The organism is Limnospira sp., assembly GCF_051859755.1.
Lineage (GTDB): Bacteria > Cyanobacteriota > Cyanobacteriia > Cyanobacteriales > Microcoleaceae > Limnospira > Limnospira fusiformis.
The window spans coordinates 1-855 of the sequence record NZ_JBIMLI010000380.1 but is presented as its reverse complement, the minus strand read 5'-3'; the positions used below and the strand labels follow the sequence as shown (position 1 = coordinate 855).

Annotated in this window: 1 pseudogene; it reads left to right on the top strand. The window is 45.7% G+C overall.

Annotated features, from left to right (window positions below):
- Window positions 1–245 precede the first annotated feature (245 nt).
- Window positions 246–815, top strand: a pseudogene (locus ACTIE0_RS24750) (reverse transcriptase N-terminal domain-containing protein); the annotation flags it as partial.
- Window positions 816–855: the final 40 nt, after the last annotated feature.

Here is an 855-nt window from a genome sequence, read left to right as displayed (position 1 = left end):
CTACACAGACCTTTAAAGTACCCCGGTGGAAAGGACAAATCTAAAGATGGAATGCCCATATAAACGGAACGTTTTAAGTCCTCCTGGACTCTGACTATCTGGTCGAGGTAGTTAGTAGGGATAAGTGTAACCGCAAGTCCTAGAGGATGTGAGATGTGACCAAAAGCCAACGCCCGGCTGTAATGGACGGGATATGCTAACAGGTCACGGTTTGATTGTAAGAATAGAGTCTAGTAGGTGTTTAAATGACGCAAGCGAGTTTAAAGAAAGGCTTTGGCAAGTCCAAACCAATCAAGACTACGAATAACGTATGGAAAGCTATTCCTTGGGCTAAGGTTCAGCGGAAAGTTTTCAAGCTCCAAAAGAGGATATTTCAAGCAGCTAAATCGGGGCCGGATGCAAAGGTAAGAAGGTGGCAACGTCTATTGGTGAAGTCATCTTATGCCCGACTCTTAGCAGTACGGCGAGTGACCCAAGACAATCAAGGAAAGAAAACAGCCGGAGTGGATGGAGTGATAGCAATATCCCCTAAGCAAAGGTTAGACTTAGCCGAGAAAATCAAAGGAAATATCAAAGCAAAACCACTGCGTAGGGTGTGGATTCCAAAACCTGGTAGGGATGAGAAACGCCCGCTGGGAATACCCACTATCCAAGATAGAGCGAGGCAAGCCTTGGTTAAATCGGCTCTCGAACCTGAATGGGAATCGAGATTTGAAGGCACAAGCTATGGGTTCAGAACGGGTAGGTCAACCCAAGATGCAATTGGTAGAATTTACCCTGCCATCAAAACAAGTAGTTATTATGTACTTGATGCACGTGCGAGACGTTCGGGTATGAAATAGGGCTGAAATGCCC